Origin of the sequence: Novosphingobium sp. Fuku2-ISO-50 (genome assembly GCF_001519055.1) — a bacterium.
GTDB lineage: Bacteria > Pseudomonadota > Alphaproteobacteria > Sphingomonadales > Sphingomonadaceae > Novosphingobium.
Genome location: NZ_KQ954289.1, coordinates 1 through 14,946 on the forward strand (window position 1 = coordinate 1; position 14,946 = coordinate 14,946).

Annotated in this window: 12 protein-coding genes and 1 riboswitch; of the genes, 3 read left to right on the top strand and 9 right to left on the bottom strand. The window is 66.3% G+C overall.

Annotated elements, in window-relative coordinates:
- Positions 1 to 114 precede the first annotated feature (114 nt).
- From AQZ50_RS08470 to AQZ50_RS08485, 4 genes are all read right to left on the bottom strand, one after another.
- Positions 115 to 576 (bottom strand): MaoC family dehydratase, encoded by a 462-nt coding sequence (locus AQZ50_RS08470; protein ID WP_067745456.1) that lies wholly within the window; start codon positions 574 to 576, stop codon positions 115 to 117.
- Entirely contained in the window at positions 576 to 2,429 is a 1,854-nt protein-coding gene (locus AQZ50_RS08475; protein WP_067745459.1) for an acetyl/propionyl/methylcrotonyl-CoA carboxylase subunit alpha, read from the bottom strand. Before AQZ50_RS08475 ends, AQZ50_RS08470 begins: the two co-directional genes overlap by 1 nt.
- A 4-nt stretch (positions 2,430 to 2,433) precedes the next feature.
- Positions 2,434 to 4,035, bottom strand: coding sequence for a carboxyl transferase domain-containing protein (locus tag AQZ50_RS08480; RefSeq protein ID WP_067745462.1), 1,602 nt, complete (start codon positions 4,033 to 4,035; stop codon positions 2,434 to 2,436).
- A 79-nt stretch (positions 4,036 to 4,114) separates the two neighbouring features.
- On the bottom strand, positions 4,115 to 5,281 hold the full coding sequence (locus tag AQZ50_RS08485) for an acyl-CoA dehydrogenase family protein (RefSeq protein ID WP_067745876.1): 1,167 nt from the start codon (positions 5,279 to 5,281) through the stop codon (positions 4,115 to 4,117).
- A 91-nt stretch (positions 5,282 to 5,372) separates the two neighbouring features.
- On the opposite strand from AQZ50_RS08485, the gene AQZ50_RS08490 reads away from it, so the two are divergent.
- The 3 genes from AQZ50_RS08490 to AQZ50_RS08500 all read left to right on the top strand — a co-directional run bounded on the left by AQZ50_RS08490 (position 5,373) and on the right by AQZ50_RS08500 (position 10,168).
- A complete protein-coding gene (locus AQZ50_RS08490) occupies positions 5,373 to 6,239 on the top strand; it encodes a LysR family transcriptional regulator (RefSeq protein ID WP_067745465.1) in 867 nt (288 codons plus the stop codon).
- A gap of 74 nt (positions 6,240 to 6,313) precedes the next feature.
- Positions 6,314 to 8,653 (top strand): GH92 family glycosyl hydrolase, encoded by a 2,340-nt coding sequence (locus tag AQZ50_RS08495; protein ID WP_067745468.1) that lies wholly within the window; start codon positions 6,314 to 6,316, stop codon positions 8,651 to 8,653.
- A 15-nt stretch (positions 8,654 to 8,668) separates the two neighbouring features.
- Entirely contained in the window at positions 8,669 to 10,168 is a 1,500-nt protein-coding gene (locus AQZ50_RS08500) for a glycoside hydrolase family 125 protein (protein ID WP_369801400.1), read from the top strand.
- Position 10,169: 1 nt separating this feature from the next.
- Here the strand turns inward: AQZ50_RS08500 and AQZ50_RS08505 are convergent, their stop codons facing one another.
- From AQZ50_RS08505 to AQZ50_RS08525, 5 genes are all read right to left on the bottom strand, one after another.
- Positions 10,170 to 11,471, bottom strand: coding sequence for a voltage-gated chloride channel family protein (locus AQZ50_RS08505; protein WP_231730179.1), 1,302 nt, complete (start codon positions 11,469 to 11,471; stop codon positions 10,170 to 10,172).
- Positions 11,472 to 11,495: 24 nt separating this feature from the next.
- A riboswitch (Fluoride riboswitch) is annotated at positions 11,496 to 11,573 on the bottom strand.
- Positions 11,574 to 11,598: 25 nt separating this feature from the next.
- Positions 11,599 to 12,531, bottom strand: coding sequence for a LysR family transcriptional regulator (locus tag AQZ50_RS08510; RefSeq protein ID WP_067745471.1), 933 nt, complete (start codon positions 12,529 to 12,531; stop codon positions 11,599 to 11,601).
- 5 nt (positions 12,532 to 12,536) lie between these two features.
- Entirely contained in the window at positions 12,537 to 13,214 is a 678-nt protein-coding gene (locus AQZ50_RS08515; protein WP_067745474.1) for a DUF1028 domain-containing protein, read from the bottom strand.
- Positions 13,211 to 13,624 carry a RidA family protein gene (locus tag AQZ50_RS08520; RefSeq protein ID WP_067745477.1) on the bottom strand — a complete coding sequence of 138 codons (414 nt, stop codon included), beginning with the start codon at positions 13,622 to 13,624 and terminating at the stop codon, positions 13,211 to 13,213. The genes AQZ50_RS08515 and AQZ50_RS08520 overlap by 4 nt, the downstream gene beginning before the upstream one ends.
- 9 nt (positions 13,625 to 13,633) lie before the next feature.
- Complete coding sequence (locus AQZ50_RS08525; RefSeq protein WP_067745480.1) at positions 13,634 to 14,875, bottom strand: flavin-containing monooxygenase; 1,242 nt, start codon at positions 14,873 to 14,875, stop codon at positions 13,634 to 13,636.
- Positions 14,876 to 14,946 lie beyond the last annotated feature (71 nt).

The window sequence follows — 14,946 nt, forward strand, 5'->3', positions numbered from 1 at the left end:
GAAGGCGGGAATCCAGCCTCAACGGTTGCGTAATTACGAGGCATCAGAACTGGATTCCCGCGTTCGCGGGAATGACGAGGGGGGGGGGGGAGGATGTAACCTGAACGCCGCTTGTCATTCCGCCGCTGGCGGGCGGCGCTTGATCAGGGCGGTGCGGGTGCAGGACAGGGCTTCTTCGCCGCGCTGGTTGGTCAGCCAGTGGCGGAAGGTGACGACGCCCGCTTCGGGGCGCGAGCGGCTTTCGCGGCGGTCGATCACTTCGCTGTGACAGGTCAGCGTGTCGCCGATGAAGGTCGGTTTGGGCGTGATCACTTTGTCGAAGCCGAGATTGGCGACGAGCGTGCCGACGGTGGTGTCGCCGACCGACAGCCCGATGCACAAGGCGAACGTAAACGTCGAATTGACCAGAATCTGGCCGAATTCGCTCGCCCGCGCGGTTTCGGCATCGAGGTGCAGCGGTTGCAGATTGTGAGTCATCGCCGAAAACAGCAAGTTGTCGGTCTCGGTCACGGTGCGGCTCGGCTGGTGCGTGATGCGGGTGCCGATGTCCCAATCTTCAAAGAAACGACCGGGCATTACGCAGGCTCCTTTTCGACACGGATCAACAGTGCATCGGCGCCGACTTGTTGCCCGGCGATGACGGGCAGTTCGATGACGATCCCGTCGAGCGGGCTCTTGATCGCCTGTTCCATTTTCATCGCTTCGAGCGTGAGCAGGGTCTGGCCCTTGGTCACGCGATCCCCGGCGGCGACCATGACCGAGGTGACCAGCCCCGGCATCGGCGCATGGATCGTGCCCGCGCCGTCTTCGCCTTCGGCCCCGGCGGGGCGCCACGGCGTGATCAGCCAGGTCGTGCCTGCCTCGCTTGCCAGATAGCCGTTCCTGTAGCGCGTGATCACGGCGCTGTCGGATGCGCCGGGGGTGACGGCATGAACGCAGTCGCCGTCATCGAGCCGCACCACGACGGGGGCGGGCGGTGCGTTGAGCCGCCAGCCGGTCAGCGCCGTCGCGGGCGCCGGGTGGATCGCCCGGGCAACGGCCCGCAGCAGCGCCTCGCCGGGCGCGGGGCGTGCTGCCCAGTCATCGCCGCGCCGCCCGACCAGCCCGGTATCGAGCCGCCCGGCCACGACATCGCCATCGCTCAGCGCGCGCGCGACGAAGGCGGCATTGGTGCGCACCGGCCAGCATTCGACCGATCGGGCCATTGCGGCCAGCCCGTCCAGTGCCTCGGCGCGGGTGGGCGCGTGGCGGATCAGCTTGGCCAGCATCGGATCGTAGAACGGGCTTACCGTATCGCCCTGTTCGACGCCGCTGTCGACGCGCCCGGTTTCGGGCAGGCGCACATGATCGAGCCGCCCGATGCTGGGCAGAAATCCGGTCGCCGGGTCTTCGGCATAGAGCCGCGCTTCGACCGCGTGGCCGGTCAGCGTGATCTGCTCTTGCATCAGTGGCAGCGGTTCGCCGCTCGCCACGCGCAATTGCCATTCGACCAGATCGATCCCGGTGATCGCTTCGGTGACCGGGTGTTCGACCTGAAGCCGGGTGTTCATTTCCATGAACCAGATGCGGCTCGCATCGAGCCCCGCCGAGCCGTCGGCAATGAATTCGATCGTGCCTGCGCCCCGGTATTGGACAGCCCGTGCCGCGCGCACCGCCGCTGCGCACAAGGCGGCGCGCGTTTGCGCGTCCATGCCGGGGGCAGGGGCCTCTTCGATCACTTTCTGGTGGCGGCGCTGCAGCGAACAATCGCGTTCGAACAGATGGACCACGTTGCCGTGCGCATCGCCGAACACCTGCACTTCGATATGGCGCGGGCTGAGGATGTATTTTTCGATCAGCACATGGGGATTGCCGAATGCGCTTGCGGCTTCGCGCTGGCACGAGGCGAGCGCCTGGGCAAAGTCCGCCGGGTCTTCGACCAGCCGCATGCCCTTGCCGCCGCCGCCCGCGACCGCCTTGATCAGCACCGGATAGCCGATTGCGGCGGCCTCGGCGGCGAGAAAGTCCGGGGCCTGATTTTCGCCCATGTAGCCCGGCGTCACCGGCACGCCCGCCTCGGCCATCAGCCGCTTGGCCGCGTCTTTCAGGCCCATCGCGGTGATGCTGGCGGGATCGGGGCCGACCCAGATCAGGCCCGCATCGATCACGCTTTGCGCAAAGGCGGCGTTTTCAGAAAGGAAGCCATAGCCGGGATGGATCGCGTCCGCGCCCGATTCCAGCGCCGCGGCGATGATCCGCTCGCCGACGAGATAGGATTGGCGCACCGGGGCAGGGCCGATCGTCACTGCCGCATCGGCCATGCGGACATGGAGCGCCTGCGCATCGGCGTCGGAATGGACGGCAATCGTGCGAATGCCCATCCGTCGCGCGGTACGGATCACGCGGCAGGCGATTTCGCCGCGATTGGCGATGAGAAGAGATTGGATCATCACGCTACATCCGGAACAGGCCGAACTGCGCGCGTTCGGGTATGGGGGCTTCGAGACAGGCGGCGAGCGACAGGCCGACGACATCGCGGGTCTGCACCGGATCGATGATCCCGTCGTCCCACAGCCGGGCCGAGGCGAAATACGGGCTGCCTTCTTCCTCGAAGCGGTCGCGGATCGGGGCCTTGAAGGCTTCGGCCTGCTCCGGCGTCCAGCGCGCGGCGTCGCGGTGGACCGTGGCCAGCACGCTTGCCGCCTGTTCGCCGCCCATCACCGAAATGCGCGCATTGGGCCAGGTAAACAGGAAACGCGGGTCATAAGCGCGCCCGCACATGCCGTAATTGCCCGCGCCGAACGATCCGCCGATCAGCACGGTGATCTTTGGCACGCTGGCGGTGGCCACGGCGGTGACCAGCTTTGCCCCATGGCGCGCGATCCCTTCGGCTTCATACTTGCCGCCGACCATGAAACCGGTGATGTTTTGCAGGAACAGCAGCGGGATGCGGCGTTGGCAGGCCAGTTCGATGAAATGCGCGCCTTTGGTCGCGCTTTCGGAAAAGAGCACGCCGCTGTTGGCAAGGATCGCCACCGGCATTCCGTGGATATGGGCAAAGCCGGTGACCAGCGTGGTGCCGTACAGCGGCTTGAATTCGTGAAATTCGCTGCCGTCGACGATCCGCGCGATGACTTCGCGCACATCGTATGGCGCGCGCACGTCTTCGGGGATCAGGCTGTAGAGATCGTCGGCGGGGTACAGCGGCTCGGCTGGCTCGCGGCGGTTGACCGATGCCTGATGCGGCGGGGGCAGCGTGCTGACAATATCGCGCAGGATGGCCAGCGCATGATCGTCGTTGGCGGCCAGATGATCGGCCACGCCCGATTTGCGCGCATGAAGATCGCCGCCGCCGAGGTCTTCGGCGGTGATGTCTTCGCCCGTCGCGGCCTTGACCAGCGGGGGGCCGGCGAGAAAGATCGTGCCCTGTTTGCGCACGATGACCGTCTCGTCGCTCATGGCGGGCACGTAGGCCCCGCCCGCCGTGCAACTGCCCATGACGCAGGCGATCTGGGCAATGCCTTGCGCCGACATCTGCGCCTGATTGAAAAAGATCCGCCCGAAATGATCGCGGTCGGGAAAGACTTCGGCCTGATGCGGCAGGTTGGCCCCGCCGGAATCGACCAGATAGACGCAAGGAAGGCGATTTTCGGCGGCGATCGCCTGCGCGCGCAAATGCTTCTTGACCGTCATCGGGTAATACGTGCCGCCCTTGACCGTGGCGTCGTTGGCCACGATCATGACGTGGCGCCCGGAAATGCGCCCGATTGCGGTGATCAGCCCGGCGCCCGGCACTTCGTCATCATAGAGCCCGTATGCGGCCATCTGGCCCAGTTCGAGCAAGGGCGAGCCTGGATCGAGCAAGCGTTCGACGCGTTCGCGCGGCAGGAGCTTGCCCCGCGCGGTGTGGCGTTCGCGCGCTTTTGCGCCGCCGCCTTCGGCAATGCGCGCTACGCGGGTCCGCAGTTGCGCGGCCAATGCGCGGTTGTGCGCGTCGCGCGCTTGCGCCTCGGGCGCGGCGTGGTCGAGCGTGGTGGGGATGACGGGCGCGCTCATGCCATGCTCCGGCGGGTGTCCATGGTGTCCCCAACGCCGCTCATCCTGAGCGGAGTTTCGTGATAAGGGCGGATTTTCCTCATCCCCGTGCTCCGATCAGTTCGCGGCCGATCAGCATGCGGCGGATTTCGTTGGTCCCCGCGCCGATGTCGAGCAGTTTCGCATCGCGCAAAAAGCGTTCGACCGGCCAGTCGCGCGTATAGCCCGCGCCGCCCAGCGCCTGGACCGCTTCGCCCGCCGCGCGAAAGGCGTTTTCGCTGGCGAGCAGGATCGCGCCCGCCGCGTCGAAACGCGTGGTCTGGCCCTTGTCGCAGGCGCGCGCCACGGCATAGACATAGGCGCGCGCCGATTGCAGCGCGACATACATGTCGGCGATTTTGGCCTGGATCAGCTGAAACGTGCCGATCGGCTTACCAAACTGGCGCCGTTCGCGGACATAGGGAATGACCGTGTCGAGGCAGCCCTGCATGATCCCCAATTGCAATCCGGCGAGCACCACGCGCTCATAATCGAGCCCGCTCATCAGGACGCCGACGCCGCCGTGCAAGGGGCCCATCACGGCGTCTTCGGGGACGAAGCAATCGTCGAACACCAGTTCGGCAGTGGGCGAGCCGCGCATGCCCATCTTGTCGATCTTTTGCCCGATCGCAAATCCGGCAAAGTCCTTTTCGATCAGGAACGCGGTGATCGCGCGCGATGCGCTGTCGGGCGCGGTCTTGGCATAGACGACCAGCGTGTCGGCCACCGAGCCGTTGGTGATCCAGTATTTCGTGCCGTTGAGCCGAAATCCGCCCGGCACCGGATCGGCGCGCAGCTTCATGCTGACCACGTCGCTGCCTGCGCCGACCTCGGACATCGCCAGCGCGCCGACATGATCGCCGCTGATCAGGCGGGGGAGATATTTCGCCTTTTGCTCGGGGCTCGCCCAGCGGCGGATCTGGTTGACGCACAAGTTCGAATGCGCGCCATAGGACAGGCCGAGGCTGGCGCTGGCGCGGCTGACTTCCTCGACGGCGATGACATGGTCGAGATAGCCAAGCCCAAGCCCGCCGTCGGCTTCGTCGACGGTCAGCCCATGGAGCCCGAGCGCGCCCATTTCGGGCCAGAGTTCGCGCGGAAAACGGTCCTCGGCATCGATCGCGGCGGCGATCGGCGCGATGCGTTCGTCGGCAAAGCGCGCGACCGCATCGCGCAGCATCATGGTTTGCTCGGACAAGCCGAAGTCGAATTCAGGCGTCGCGCGCATGGCATCCTCTTTTTTCGATTTCGGCGAGATTACCCGAACATGGACTTCGTCGGAAATTGAAAATGGGCGCGCCTTCATATAGGTTCTATCTATGATAAAGCGCCATCACATTCGCCAGTTCCTCGGTGTCGCCGACGCGGGCAGCTTCGTTCAGGCGGCGGCTCGGCTGCATATCACGCAGCCTTCGCTGTCGGCGGGGATCGCCGAGCTGGAACGGCTGGTCGGGACGCGGCTGTTTGTGCGCAATCGCCGGCTTGTCCGGCTGACCGAGGCGGGCGGCGCGTTTCTGGCGATTGCGCGCGATCTCGAACGCGGCTTTCGCGCCGCCGACAGCTTTGGCCGGGGGACTGCGCCCGATTGGCCGACGTTGCGGCTGGGCACGATCCGCACGATTGCCGCACCGGCCTTGCGCGCGGTGGTCGAGCCTTTGCTTGGCGCGTTTGGCGTCGAGGTGATCGAAGGCAGCGATCATGAACTGCGCGGGGGCCTTGCCAGCGGGCGGATCGCTTGTGCGGTGACGCTGTTGCGCGATGTCGAACATGCGCTTGTCGCCTTTCCGCTATGGGAAGAACCCTATCGGATGATCGTGCCCGCCGCGCATCGGCTGGCGCAAGCGGGCGAAGTCGCGCCCGAAGATCTCGCCAGCGAAATCATGATCGCGCGGCGCGCCTGCGAGATTCTGGAAGATACCAGCCGGTTTTTCACTGCCGCCGGAGTGCGTCCGCGCTTTGCCTTGCGCAGCGAGAGCGATGAGCGGTGTCTCGCGATGGTAGCGGCGGGCCTCGGGATCACCACGGCGCCGATCTCGCTGGGCGTGCCGGGGACAGTGCCGATCGAGGTGACCGGCTATGCCTTTCGCCGCAGGATCGGCCTGCTGTGCGATCCTGCATTCGCCGAAGATCTCAAGGCGCGCGGTTTGGTTGAGACAATTGCGCAGCAGGTTTCGGGGAAATCCTGACGTCGCGTCGGGCAAATCGTCCATGACCTTGCTGGCAGCATCGGTCCTGCTCTATCGCCGATCCGCCAAGGAGAATGCGCGTGACCACCACCCGGCGGGATTTGATCAAGGCGACAGCGGGGCTTGCCGCGACGCTCGGGCCAGCGCGCGCGCTGGGGCGGGCACTGGATGGGGCAGGGGCCGGCGACGTGACTGCGGTCGATCCGATGATCGGCACGGGCGGACATGGCCATACGACTCCGGCGGCGTGTCTGCCTTACGGGATGGTGCAGCTTGGGCCCGATACCGATACCGGGCGCTGGGACGCTTGTTCGGGCTACAACCATGATGATCCTTCGATCATGGGCTTTTCGCACAATCATCTGAGCGGGACGGGCGCAAGCGATCTGATGGATGTGCTGATCGTGCCGCGCATCGGCGCGCTGGTGCTCGATCCCGGTACGCGCGAACGGCCCCAGGGCAGCTATCGCCAGGCGTTTGACCACGCCGACGAACGGGCCGAGCCCGGCGCTTATGCCGTGCGCCTCAAAGACAGCGGCATTGCGGTCGAATTGACCGCGACGGCGCGCACGGGGTTGCACCGCTATCGCTTTCCCGCGCCCGGATACTTGTTGATCGATTTTGCGCATGGTGCGCAGCCCACGCCCGATACCGCGAGCCTGCGCGATGATCCGGCGGCCGATACGGGGGTGAGCGAGGCCAGCCTGCAACGCGTCGGCGCGAACCTGATCGTCGGCAGCCGCCATGTCCACCAATGGGCCGACGGTCGCCAGATCCACTTTGCCATGCGGCTGTCGTGTCCGCTTGATGACGTCCGCTTCTTTACCGCCGATGGTCCCGTGCCGGAGGGCAGCAGCGGCATTGCCGGGGCGCAGCTCAAAATGGCGATCATGCTGCCCGAGGCCGACAAGACGCCGGTGCTGGTCAAGGTTGCCTTGTCGGGAGTCGATGTCGAAGGGGCGATTGCCAATCTCGATGCAGAATGCCCCGGCTGGGATTTCGATGGCGTGCGCGCCGCTGCGCGCGCGGCATGGGCCGATCGGCTCGGTCTGGTCCGCGTCACCGGCGGCACGGCGGATCAGCAGCGGATCATGGCCACGGCGCTCTATCACACCGCGATTGCGCCCAACCTGTTTGTCGACAGCGACGGGCGCTATCGCGGCATGGACAGCGCAATCCACTATGCGGCGCCGGGCGAAACGAATTACAGCACCTATTCGCTGTGGGACACCTGGCGCGCGGCACATCCGTTGCTGACGCTGATCGATCCTGCCCAAAACGCGCGCTTTGCCCGCAATCTGGCGGTGATGACGCTGCAAAGCCCGTTTGGGCCGCCGGTCTGGCCGTTGCAGGGGGTCGAGACGCATTGCATGATCGGCTGGCATTCGCTGGTGGTCATCGCCGACGCGCTGGCCAAGGGCGCCGACGGGTTTGATTTGCCCGCCTTGTGGCACCGGCTGCGCGCGCTGGCGTTTGAGGATGATGGCCATGGTCTCGAACCCTATCGCCGGCTTGGCTATATTCCCGCCGATACCGTGCGTGAATCCGCCAGCAAGACCATCGAATACGGGATCGACGATCACGCCATGGCGGTGATTGCCGATGCGGCCGGGGCGCATGACGATGCCGCAAAGCTGCGCACACGGTCGCGCAACTGGCGCGCGCTCTACGATCCCGAAACCGGCTTCGTCCGCCCGAAACTGTCCGACGGGCGCTGGGCCGAACCGTTTGACCCGCGCGCATTGGGGCATGACAGTCGGCATTGGCCCGATTTTACCGAATGCAACGCCTGGCAGGCGACATTCGGGGCGCAGCACGACATTTACGGCCTGATCGACCTGATGGGCGGCGATGCGGCGTTCGAGGCGCGGCTCGATGCGCTGTTTGCCACCGACAGCGGGCTCTTGCCCGATGCGCCGCCCGACATATCCGGCATGGTTGGCCAATATGCCCAGGGCAACGAGCCCAGCCATCACATTGCCTGGCTCTACGCCTGGTGCGGCGCGCCGTGGAAAACGCAAAGCCGCGTGCGCAGCCTGTTGGCGACGATGTATACCGCCGCGCCCGACGGTTTGCCCGGCAACGACGATTGCGGGGCGATGAGTGCGTGGTTCGTGCTGAGCGCGCTGGGGCTCTATTCGGTCGATCCGGTCAGCGGAGTGTGGATCCTGGGCGCGCCGCTGTTTCCCCGTGCCGAGCTGGCCGTGGCGGGCGGGCGGCTGGTGATCGAGGCGCCCGGTGCCGGGCCCGATGCGGTCTATGTCCGGTCGGTGCGCTGGAACGGGCGACCCTGGACCAAAAGCTGGATTGCGCACGCAATGCTTGCGCGCGGCGGCCATCTGGTGTTCGAAATGGGGCGTCAGCCAAACCGCGATTTCGGGCGTCGTCCCGAGTCCCGGCCCCCCAAGTCTTGAGTCGATCTTTCTGTCGTGACCCTGTCTGTTGCTGCCCTTTGTGATCGTCGCCTGTTTCTGAGGCGCCTTGGCTCTGCCGGGGCGGTGGCGCTGGCGCTGGCCGAAGGGGTGGGTGTCTTGCCCGAAGCCGCGCCGCGCGCGCAGGCGGCCGAATTCGTCTCGCGCCGTCCGTCGCCCAAAGACCGGCGCTTTTCGAGCCCTGCGGTAGAGGCGGAAATTGCGCGGGTTTCGGCGCAGATCGCCGATCCGGAATTGGCCTGGCTCTTCGCCAATTGCTATCCCAACACGCTCGATACCACGGTCGAAGTCGGGATTGTGGGCGGGCGGGCCGACAGTTTTATCCTGACCGGCGACATTCCGGCGATGTGGCTGCGCGACAGTTCGGCGCAAGTCTGGGGCTATCTCCATCTCGCCAGGGGCGATGCAGCGCTGCAGCGGCTCTATCGCGGGCTGATCGGGCGGCATGCGCGCTCGGTGCTGATCGATGCCTATGCCAATGCCTTTGCCCGCGACCCCAATGCGGCGCGGTCGCCGCTGTGGTGGGTCTCTTCGGACATGACTGCGATGCGGCCGGGCGTGGCCGAGCGGAAATGGGAAATCGATTCGCTGTGCCACGTGGTGCGGCTGGCTTATGGCTATTGGCGCGCGACCGGCGATACTTTGCCCTTCGACAGCGAATGGCACCGCGCCGCGCAAGTGATCGTCGCGACCTTGCGCACCGAACAGCGCAAGGACGGCACCAGCCCCTATCGCTTTCAGCGGTCGACGCCCAACCCCACCGATACCCTGATGCTTGGCGGGATGGGCGCGCCGACGCGCAAGGTCGGCCTGATCCATTCGATGTTTCGCCCGTCCGACGATGCCTGCGTCTATCCGTTCCTGATCCCCGCCAATCTGTTTGCGGTGCAGGCGCTGCGCTGGTTGGCAGAGCTTTCGGGCAGCGTGCTGCACGATGCGACGTTGGCGCATGACGCTTTGGCGCTGGCGGGGGACGTCGAGAGCGCCTTGGCACAATATGGCCGCATCGGCGAGGGTGCCAATGCCGTCTGGGCCTATGAAGTCGATGGCTTTGGCAATACCGCGTTCATGGACGATGCCAACGCGCCGAGCCTGTCGTCGCTCGCCTATCTCGGCTGCGTCCCGCGCGACGATGCGCTGTTTCGCCGCACCGAGGCGCGCTGCTGGAGCGTGGCCAATCCTTATTTTTTTTCGCAGGGCGGGCATACCGGGATCGGTGGGCCGCATGTCGGGCTGGGGATGATCTGGCCGATGTCGCTGATGATCCGCGCGCTGTCATCCGATGATCCGCGCGTGGTTGCGGGCGCGATTGCCCAGCTCAAGACCAGCCACGCGGGCACCGGTTTCATGCACGAAGCGTTCGAGGCGGGGAACCCGACGCACTACACCCGGCCATGGTTTGCCTGGGCCAACGGGCTGTTCGGCGAAATGGTTATCGACCTGGCCGCGCGCATGCCCCGCGTGCTCGCGGTGCCTTCGCCGCTGCGTCCGGGGTGAGTCAGCGCCCGGCGCGCACATCGCGCAAGGTGGCCTCGGGCGGGAGGCGACTGCCGGACAGCTTGGGCACGGCGATGCGTTGCGACAGATAGATCCCGCCGTGTCCCGAACAGGCATAGGCGACGAAGCAGGCGACCGCGATCGGCACGATATGCGCGGCGCCAAACAGTTCGAGCCCCATGATCGTGCAGGCAAACGGGGTATTGGCTGCGCCCGCAAAGACCGCGACAAAGCCGAGCCCGGCAAACAGGTCGACCGGCACGCCCATGACTCCGGCAAGCGCGCTGCCCAATGCCGCACCGATGAAGAACAGTGGGGTCACTTCGCCGCCCTTGAACCCGCTCGACAGCGTGACGACGGTAAACAGCATTTTCAGCGCCCAGCTCCAGTGATCGACCGGCCCAGTGAAAAACCCCGCAATTGTCGGGTCCGCCGGATTGGGCGACCACACCCCAAGCCCGAGATAGCCGCGCGTGCCCAGCGCATAAGTCAGCGCGATCACCGCCAGTCCGCCGAGCAGGGGCCGCGCCGGGCCATACGGCACGACCCGCTTGATCCAGCCGCCCAGCGTATGATTGGCTTCGGCAAAGATCCGACCGGCAAGGCCGAAGGCAACCCCGGCCAGCGCGGCCTTGAGCAGCATGGGCGGAGCAATACCCAGGGCCGGAGTGGCGATGCGATAGGCGGTGTGATGGATGCCCCAGGCCTGGCAGGCCCAGTCGCCGACGATCCCTGCGGCCAGACAGGGGATCAGCGCGGCATATTCGATCCGGCCCAGCGCCAGCACTTCGAGCGCAAACACCGCGCCTGTCAGCGGCGTGCCGAATACCGCGCCAAAGCCTGCCGCGATCCCCGCCATCAGGATCACGCGCAGCCCCGCTTCGTCGAGCCGCGCCAGCCGGGCAAACCCGCTGGCCAGACTGCCGCCAAGCTGTACCGCCGTGCCTTCACGCCCCGCCGAGCCGCCGCACAGATGCGTAACCACCGTCCCGATGAAAATCAGCGGCGCCATGCGCAGCGGCACGCCGCCGCCCGGCTGGTGAATCTGGTCGACAATCAGATTGTTGCCGCCTTCGACGCTTTTTCCGGTCCAGTGATAGAGCAGCCCGATCGCCGCGCCCGCAATCGGCAGCAGAAACAGCAGCCAGGGGTGATCGAAGCGCGCGCGCGTCGCGACATCGAGGCTCCACAGAAAGGCGGCGCACAGCGTGCCCACCGCCGACGCCATCGGCACGAGGATCAGCCCCCAGCGCAGGACCGCTGCGGCGTGTTGCAACGGGTGGTCTTGAACAGGATCGGGCACGATTCCTCCTTGGTGCCAATGCGGCGTCAGGTAGGAATCATCAGCCTTTGGTAAAGGCGGTTCGGCCCGAAAACCCGGCGGAAATCCATCGCCGTATGACAGTTTTTGGCGAAAATGGTGCGCCGCGTCAAGCGGGTGCCTCGGCCATGCCGGGCAGGCGGTCGGTGGCGATATGGGCGCGGCAGAATGCGGCAAATTCCTGCGCGGCGCGGGTCTGGCGCACCGTGCGATGGGTCAGCAGGCCGAGCTGCATCGGCGCCACCGCGTCGGCGAGCGCCAGATAGGCGAGCGGGCGGCCGTTGACCGCGACGCGGCTCGCCGGGCGCGCGGTCATCAGCGACCAGCCGAGCCCGCTGCCGACCATGGCGCGGATCGTTTCGGGCTGATCCGATCGCGCCGCCGGGCTCATCGTCACGCCCGCTGTATCGAACAGAGAGCGGAAATAGTCGCGGCTGACCGGCATATCGAGCAGGATGAACGGCTCGTGCGCCAGATCGGCGAGCGTCAGCCGCCCGGCACCCGCCCGCGCATGATCCGCAGGCAGGACGATATAGGTCGGCAGCAGCGCGAGCGGTTCGAACGCGATGTCGTCGGCGCGTTGCGCATAGCTGAGCGCCAGATCGATGTCTGCCTTGCGCAGCCGGGTGACCAGTTCGGCTTCGTCGTCTTCGACCATGGTCAGCTCGACGCGCGGGTTGGCCGCGGCAAATCCGGCGACGAGTTCGGGCAGGATCAGCGAAGACAGCGTGCGGAACGCGCCGACGCGCAAGGGGCCCGCGACCCCGCCCGCGATGTCGCGCGCCAGATCGCCCAGATCATCGCTTGCGCGCAGCAAGTCGCGCGCCGCGATCAACAGGCGCTCGCCCGCCGGGGTCAGCGACAGCCCTTGCGCATGGTGACGCACGAACAGTTGCACGTCGAATTCGTGTTCAAGCTGGGCGATCGCGGCGGAAATCGACGGCTGCGAGATATGCACCCGGTCCGAGGCGAGCGTGATGCTGCCCGCTTCGCCGGCGGCGACGAAATAGCCCAGTTGTTTCAGCGTGAAGCGCGCGGCCATGCGGATCAAAGATCGCCCGGCACGCCGTAGCTCGGCGCCGCCTGCGGATCGAGCGCCCGCGTGACATAGTCGTGCATTTGCGGGCGATACAGCGCCCATAGGGCGCGCAATTGGCCGATCGGGGCGTCATCGGCCCAATCGACGCGCAGATCGACCAGTGGCCAGGGCTGTCTGGCCACGACCAGCAACCCGGCGGAATGGACCGGGCCTTCCTCGCCGCCCGCATCGAGGGCCGCCTCGAGAGCGCAGATCAGGCGTTCGGCCAGATCGGCGGCGGGATCGGCGGCAAAGGCGGCCAGCATCGCGGGCAGGACATGATCGCTTGCCAGCATGTTGCCCGCGGCGACCGCATGGGGGCCGAGGCAATGCCCGTTGCGGCCCAGCGCGCGCGCGCCGCTGAAGGCCGCTTGCCCGGCGAAATCGATCGCGGTGACCTGTCGCCATGGCGCATGGTCGCCCGACACCGCTTCGAGCGCGGCAACCGTTGCTGCCGTGTCATGGCCGCGCGCCAGCAAGTCGAGCCCGATGGGGCCAAGGCGCGGATCGGTCACATTCTGCGTCGCCACCGCGCCGACGCCCGCGCGGGCGTGCGCACAGCGCGCCGCAACCGCCGGGCTCGACGAGGACAGCGCGACGCCGAACTGCCCGGTGCGCGGGCAATGCGCGACGATCGAAAAGGTCAAGGGATCACCGCCGTCGCTTCGATTTCGACCAGCCATTCGGGCCGCGCCAGCGCCGACACCACCAGCCCGGTCGAAACCGGAAACACGCCTTTGAGCCAGCGGCCCATTTCGCGATAGACATCCTCGCGGTAGCGGATGTCGATCAGATAGACGACGACGCGGCAGACGTGGCTCAGGTCGCCGCCCGCTTCTTCCATCAGCAGCTTGATGTTTTCCATCGCCTTGCGCGTCTGCAAGGTGGCATCGCCCGGATGCAGGCTTTCGCGCGTGTCGAGATCCTGCGCGATCTGCCCGCGCACAAAGACCATGCGCCCGCTGGCGACGACCGCCTGGCACAAGTCGTTATCGAGCTTTTGCTCGGGGTAGGTCTCTTTGGTGTTGAACGGGCGGATGCGGGTATGAACGGGCATTTTCGCTCCTCAGGCGGCGTCGCGCGACGCTTTGCGCGCGGCAATATGGTCGGCAAGATAGGCTGCGTCATGCCACACGCCCCAGATGAACGCCGAAGCACGGCGCCACAATCCGGGCAGGCCGACGAAATGGAGACCCGGCACCTCGGTTACGCCGCGCACATGCTTTGGCGCGCCGTCGGGGCCGAGCACGTCGATGTCGAGCCAGCCATAATCAAAGGCATAGCCGGTGGCCCAGATTACCGAGGTGATTCCCGCCGCCTTGAGATCGAGCGAGGCCAGCGGATGGGTCACGCATGCGGGATCGGGGCCGATTGCGTAAGCTTCGGGCTCTTGCGGAAGATCGAGCCCTTCATGCGCGACATAGGCGTCGGATTCGCGTAGCGTGTTCAGATAGTCGTCATCGCCCGCTGCGATGATCTGCTTGAGATCGTCGGAAAACGTCACTTTGCCGTCGGCATGGCCGGTGGCGCGGCCGACCAGCGTGACGCCCGCTTTGGCCAGTTCGCGGAAATCGACGGTATGCCCGCCATGCGCGCCGCTGACCGCGATGGTGACATGCGTGCCGTTGGTTTGCGCAGGCGGTTGATCCCATTTGCCGAGCACGCCCAGCCACCACACGAAATCGCGGCCGCGATAGCGGCGCGGCGGGCGGCTGTGCGGCCCGACGGCGAGCCAGGTCGGCTTTCCGGCGCGGTTCAACTCGTCGGCTATCTGTACGCCCGACGATCCTGCGCCGATCACCAGCACGCCGCCTTCGGGCAATTGCGCGGGGTTTTTATAATTCGCCGAATGGATCTGCATCACGCCCGCTTCGGCGGGGATCAATGGCGGGATCACCGGGTTTTGAAACGGGCCGGTGGCAATCACGACGTTGGCAGCGACGATCGTGTCGCCATCGGCGGTTTCGGCCAGGAACTGCCCGTCGGCGCGGCGGCTCAGGCGGGCGACGGCAACCCCGGTGCGGATCGGCGCATCGATCGCCCCGGCATAGCGTGCGAGGTAATCGGCGACCTCTTCCTTGCCGGGAAAGCCATCGGGCGCGCTGTCAAATGTCTGGTTGGGAAAGCGATCGTGCCAGGCGGGGCCATTGGCCACCAGCGAATCCCAGCGTTCGGCGCGCCAGCGTTCGGCAATCCGCGCGCGTTCGACCACAAGATGCGACAGGCCGTGGCGCGACAAGTGCTCGCTCGTGGCGATGCCCGCTTGCCCGCCGCCGATCACCAGCGTTTCGACCGTTTCGCTGCTCATTGCCTGTTATCCCTCTTGACCTTGACGGCGCGTGTTTAGGGGCGGCCTTACTTTTGCAAAACGATAAAAAA

Excerpts from the sequence above, each read along its gene's own strand:
- AQZ50_RS08470 (WP_067745456.1), bottom strand. The coding sequence starts at position 576 with ATGCCCGGTCGTTTCTTTGAAGATTGGGACATCGGCACCCGCATCACG.
- AQZ50_RS08475 (WP_067745459.1), bottom strand. The coding sequence starts at position 2,429 with ATGATCCAATCTCTTCTCATCGCCAATCGCGGCGAAATCGCCTGCCGC.
- AQZ50_RS08480 (WP_067745462.1), bottom strand. The coding sequence starts at position 4,035 with ATGAGCGCGCCCGTCATCCCCACCACGCTCGACCACGCCGCGCCCGAG.
- AQZ50_RS08485 (WP_067745876.1), bottom strand. The coding sequence starts at position 5,281 with ATGCGCGCGACGCCTGAATTCGACTTCGGCTTGTCCGAGCAAACCATG.
- AQZ50_RS08490 (WP_067745465.1), top strand. The coding sequence starts at position 5,373 with ATGATAAAGCGCCATCACATTCGCCAGTTCCTCGGTGTCGCCGACGCG.
- AQZ50_RS08495 (WP_067745468.1), top strand. The coding sequence starts at position 6,314 with ATGCGCGTGACCACCACCCGGCGGGATTTGATCAAGGCGACAGCGGGG.
- AQZ50_RS08510 (WP_067745471.1), bottom strand. The coding sequence starts at position 12,531 with ATGGCCGCGCGCTTCACGCTGAAACAACTGGGCTATTTCGTCGCCGCC.
- AQZ50_RS08520 (WP_067745477.1), bottom strand. The coding sequence starts at position 13,624 with ATGCCCGTTCATACCCGCATCCGCCCGTTCAACACCAAAGAGACCTAC.
- AQZ50_RS08525 (WP_067745480.1), bottom strand. The coding sequence starts at position 14,875 with ATGAGCAGCGAAACGGTCGAAACGCTGGTGATCGGCGGCGGGCAAGCG.